Source organism: Allosphingosinicella sp. (genome assembly GCF_036387215.1).
GTDB lineage: Bacteria > Pseudomonadota > Alphaproteobacteria > Sphingomonadales > Sphingomonadaceae > Allosphingosinicella.
In genome coordinates this window covers 1-4683 of record NZ_DASVUE010000067.1, presented here as the reverse complement: position 1 = coordinate 4683, position 4683 = coordinate 1, and the positions used below count along the sequence as shown (strand labels likewise).

Annotated in this window: 5 protein-coding genes and 1 pseudogene; 4 read left to right on the top strand and 2 right to left on the bottom strand. The window is 66.8% G+C overall.

Annotated elements, in window-relative coordinates:
- The 3 genes and pseudogenes from VF662_RS03135 to VF662_RS03125 all read left to right on the top strand — a co-directional run.
- A pseudogene (locus VF662_RS03135) lies at window positions 1-202 on the top strand (2-oxoacid:ferredoxin oxidoreductase subunit beta); the annotation flags it as partial.
- A gap of 16 nt (window positions 203-218) precedes the next feature.
- Window positions 219-1472, top strand: a complete 1254-nt coding sequence (locus tag VF662_RS03130; protein ID WP_464137593.1) for a class I SAM-dependent methyltransferase — start codon at window positions 219-221, stop codon at window positions 1470-1472.
- 57 nt (window positions 1473-1529) lie between these two features.
- Window positions 1530-1859: a GIY-YIG nuclease family protein gene (locus VF662_RS03125; RefSeq protein ID WP_464137590.1), complete on the top strand. Its 330-nt coding sequence runs from the start codon at window positions 1530-1532 to the stop codon at window positions 1857-1859.
- Here VF662_RS03125 and VF662_RS03120 read toward each other — a convergent pair.
- Together VF662_RS03120 and purF are read right to left on the bottom strand one after the other, a co-directional pair.
- The gene (locus VF662_RS03120; RefSeq protein ID WP_464137589.1) at window positions 1856-2566 is read right to left on the bottom strand and encodes an SDR family NAD(P)-dependent oxidoreductase; all 711 of its coding nucleotides are present in this window, start codon (window positions 2564-2566) and stop codon (window positions 1856-1858) included. The two genes, VF662_RS03125 and VF662_RS03120, sit on opposite strands and share 4 nt — an antisense overlap.
- A complete protein-coding gene (purF, locus tag VF662_RS03115) occupies window positions 2566-4035 on the bottom strand; it encodes an amidophosphoribosyltransferase (RefSeq protein ID WP_464137587.1) in 1470 nt (489 codons plus the stop codon). Before purF ends, VF662_RS03120 begins: the two co-directional genes overlap by 1 nt.
- Window positions 4036-4191: 156 nt before the next feature.
- Between purF and VF662_RS03110 the strand changes: the two genes are divergently transcribed.
- On the top strand, window positions 4192-4683 hold a 492-nt coding region (locus VF662_RS03110), incomplete at its 3' end, for a hypothetical protein (protein WP_464137585.1).

The window sequence follows — 4683 nt, the reverse complement described above, 5'->3', positions numbered from 1 at the left end:
GGTCGCCCACATGCTGGTGGAGATGCCGCTGCAGGGTTTCCCGGTCGCGCTCGGTGTCATCTACGAAGACCCCGCGCCCACCTTCGAAAGCGCCGTCATCGAGCAGAACGCCCAGGCGAGCGCCGGCAAGAAGCCGGACCTCCAGGCCCTGGTCGGCAAGGGCCAGAGCTGGGAAGTGACCAAGGAACCGCACGCAATCTGACGCGGCGGACGACCCGGTGAACGAACAGCCCAGAGGACGCCACCTCGTCGCGGCCGATCGCGGCTTCGTCACGGGGGGCGGGTTTCTGGCCCGCATGTCCGGGCGCGGCTTCGGCCGGGTGCTGGATAGGATCGACGCGGGCCTCCTCGCCGGCGGGATTGATGCGACGCTTCCCGACGGCACCCGCCGAATCCTCGGCGGCCGCGCACCCGGGCCGATGCCGGTCGTGCACCTCCAAAGCTGGCGTGCGCTGGTGCGGCTGATGACGTCGGGCTCGGTTGGCTGGTACAAGGCCTGGGCGCAGGGCGAATGGTCGAGCCCGGACCCGGTGCCCTTGTTCGATCTCTTCATGCGAAATGGTGAGAGCCTTGGCGAAACCGCTCGGGCGAAAGGCTTTTTCCGGATCGTTAACTGGCTGGCGCATCGCCTCCGCCGGAACGACAAGAGCCGCGCCCGGCGCAACATCGAGCATCATTACGACCTCGGCAACGATTTCTACGCAGCCTGGCTCGACGAGAGCATGACCTATTCGAGCGCGGTCTTTTCCGAGCGGCCCCACGAGCCGCTGGAGGCGGCGCAGGAGCGGAAGATCCGGCTGCTGCTCGATCGGCTGGACCTGAAGCCCGGCCAGCGGCTGCTGGAGATCGGCTGCGGCTGGGGCTCGCTCGCCGAGATCGGGGCGCGCGATTACGGCGTCCACGTCACCGGCCTCACCCTGTCGCAGGCGCAGAAGGATTATGCGGAGCAGCGGCTTCGGGCCCTGCCTGCATCGATTGAGCTAACCGATTATCGGGATGTGGCGGGCACGTTCGACGCCGTCGCAAGCGTCGAGATGGTCGAAGCGGTCGGGCAGGAATATTGGCCGGATTACCTTCGAAGCATTGCTCGCGTGCTGAAGCCCGGCGGCAAGGCGGCGCTCCAGCTCATCTCGATTCGCGAGCCTCTGTTCGAAAGCTACGCCTCGAGCGCCGACTTCATCCAGACCTACATCTTCCCCGGCGGCATGCTGGTGAGCGAGCCCCGCTTCCGCGTCATCGCCGAGCAGGAGGGGCTAAGCTGGCACGACCGCCGCGGCTACGGCCTCCATTATGCCGAGACCCTGAAGCACTGGCGCCAACGCTTCGATTCCGCCGTCGAGGAGGGCAGGCTCCCCCCCGGCTTCGACCGCAGCTTCCACGATCTCTGGCGCTACTACCTCATGTACTGCGAAGGCGGCTTCCGCGGCGCCGGCATCGACGTCGCCCAGGTGACGCTTGTGAACACGGGATAACCCAAGCTCGTTCGGGCTGAGCTTGTCGAAGCCCTCCCTTTCTGTCTTCCTCACTCAATGGGTTTCTGGACCTACATGCTCCACTGCGCCGACCGCAGCTTCTACGTCGGCCATACCGACGATCTGGAGCATCGGATGGCTGAGCATATCAGCGGCCAAATGGGTGGCTATACGTCTACGCGGCTTCCGGTGAAGCTGGTGTGGTCGGATGAATTTCCATCCCGCTACGAAGCCTTGCAGGCGGAGCGCCAGCTCAAGGGTTGGGGTCGCTCCAAGAAGCTCGCGCTGATCCGGGGCGACTGGAAGATGATCAGCGAACTCGCGCGCAATGCTCAAGAAAAGGGAAGGGCTTCGACAGGCTCAGCCCGAACGGACAGGGGTGATTAGCCCCTGACTTCCAGCCGGTGGCCGGTCTCGAAGCCGGTTCGCAGCATCTCCATCACCGCTTCCGCCACCGCGCTGGCCGGCTTCACCGTCGTCGGATCCTCGCCCGGGAAAGCGCTGGCCCGCATCTTCGTCGCCGTCGCGCCCGGATCGACGATCGCGACCTTGGGGGAGGGGAAGTTGCGGTTCTCCTCGGCATAGCTCAGCAGCAGTGTTTCCAGCGCCGCCTTGGAGGCTCCATAGGCGCCCCAATAGGCCCGCGGATGCCGCCCGACGCTCGAGGTCAGCGCCAGCACGCGGCTGCGTTTGCTCTTGCGGAGCATCGCATCGAAGGTGGCGATCATCGCCTGCTGCGCGAGCAGGTTGAGCGTCATCACCCGGTTGAATTCCTTGCTCTCGACCGCCTGGACGGGCGCCAGCGAGCCGAGCATCGCCGCGTTCAGCACCAGCAGGTCCAGCGCCTCCCACCGCCCGGAGATGGCGGCGCCGAGGCGTGCAATGCTGTCGCCGTCGGTGAGGTCCAGCGGAGCGATCGTGGCGCTCCCGCCCACCTCGTGGATCCGCTCCTCGACCTCTTCCAGTGCGGAACCGGTGCGGGCGGTGAGCACGACATGCGCGCCCTCCCGCGCCAAAGCCTCGGCGATCGCGGCACCGATGCCGCGGCTGGCGCCGGTGACCAGCGCCAATTGTCCGTCGAGAGCTCCCGGCATCAGGCGTAGCGTTCCGCCAGCAGCGCCAGCTGGTCCGCCGGCTCATGCTCTTCATGGTCGGTGAGGCGCGTCGGATAGTCGCCGGTGAAGCAGGCGTCGCAATGCTGCGGCTGCGCCTCGTCGCGGATATCCTCGCCCACCGCCCGGTAGAGGCCGTCGATGGAGAGGAAGGCGAGGCTGTCGGCGTGGATGTAATTGGCCATCGCCGCCACATCCATTTGCGCCGCAAGCAGCTTCGCCCGCTCCGGCGTATCCACTCCGTAGAAGCAGCTGTGCCGAGTCGGCGGCGACGCGATCCGCATGTGCACTTCGCGCGCGCCGGCATCCCGTAGCATCTGCACGATCTTGAGGCTCGTCGTCCCGCGCACGATCGAGTCGTCGATGAGGACGAGCCGCTTGCCCTGGATCAGGGCGCTGTTGGCATTGTGCTTCAGCTTCACGCCGAGGTGCCGGACCTGGTCCGAGGGCTGGATGAAGGTGCGCCCCACATAGTGCGAGCGGATGATCCCGAGTTCGAACGGAATGCCGCTTTCCTGCGCGTAGCCGATCGCCGCCGGAACGCCCGAATCGGGCACAGGCACCACATAATCGGCATCGACATTGTTCTCGCGCGCAAGCTCCGCGCCGATCCGCTTGCGGACTTCGTAGACCGACGACCCGTCAACGATGCTGTCCGGCCGCGCGAAATAGACATGCTCGAAGATGCAGGGCCGCGGGCGCACCCCAGCGAACGGACGATGCGAGCGGATGCCCTTGTCGGAGACGACCACCAGCTCGCCCGGCTCTACGGAGCGGATATAGGTCGCGCCGACCACGTCCAGCGCCACTGTCTCCGAAGCGAAGATATAGGCGTCGCCGAGGCGGCCCATCACCAGCGGGCGGATGCCGAGCGGATCGCGGCAGGCGAGCATGCCCTCGCTCGTCAGGCAGACGAGGCTGTAGGCCCCCTCCACCTGCTTCAGCGCGTCGATGAACCGGTCGAGCAGGGTCCGGTAGGTCGAGGTCGCGACCAGGTGAATGATCACCTCGGTGTCTGAGGTCGACTGGAAGATCGAGCCGCGCCGGTTGAGCTCGCGCCGGACCTTCAAGGCGTTCGAGATATTGCCGTTATGCGCGACCGCGAAGCCGCCCGAGGAGAGCTCGGCGAACAGCGGCTGCACGTTGCGGAGCGCCGTCTCGCCGGTCGTCGAATAGCGCACGTGGCCGATCGCCGCCCGCCCGGCGAGACTGCGGATGATGTCGTCGCGGTCGAAATTTCCCGCCACGTGCCCCTGGGCCCGGTGGCTGTGGAAGGCGCGGCCGTCCCAGCTGGTGATGCCCGCGGCTTCCTGCCCACGGTGCTGAAGCGCGTGGAGCCCGAGCGCAACGATCGCCGCGGAAGTGTCGGCGCCCCAGATGCCGAACACGCCGCATTCCTCGCGCAGCTTGTCCCCGGAAAGCTCCGGATCGAAAGGATTGGTTGTCAGCATGGCTCCGCCCGTCGCTCGCCCGATGACCGGCATATAGGGAGGGGCGCGCGCTTTGTCGCCCCGCTATCGCGGAATCGAATTTCGAATGATGGAAAGTGAGTGCCTCGCTTAGACCGGCTTGCCTGAACCCTTGCTGGCTGTAACTGTTGAGGCGTCATGAAAAGGCTCCTCCTTCCGCTTCTCCTCCTCGCGGCCTGCCAGCAACAGCCGGCCGGGCAGGTCGGCGGCGGCAACGATGCAGCGGCGAAGCAGGCGAGTGAGCAGCCCGGCCGGCTGCCGCGGCTCGGCACGCTCATCGGCCTTTACGAGGGCGGCGGCACTCCCAGGAACCAGATGTGCGTCGTCGAAGGGAAGGGCGGGGAAGCGCGCTTCGGCCTCGTCGTCTGGGGCGGCAACATGCACAGCTGCTCCGGCGCCGGCACTCTGGCCAAGGACGGCGACAAGCTCCGCCTGGCGATGGCGGGCGATTCCGCTTGTACGATCGAGGCGACGATCTCGGGCAAGACACTTCGCCTCCCCGACAAGACGCCTGAAGGCTGCGCTTATTATTGCGGCGCCCGCGCGAGCCTCGGCGGCGCCGAGCTCACCCAGACCGGCACCACCGAAGCTGACGCCATGAAGGCGAAGGACCTGGTCGGCGACCCGCTC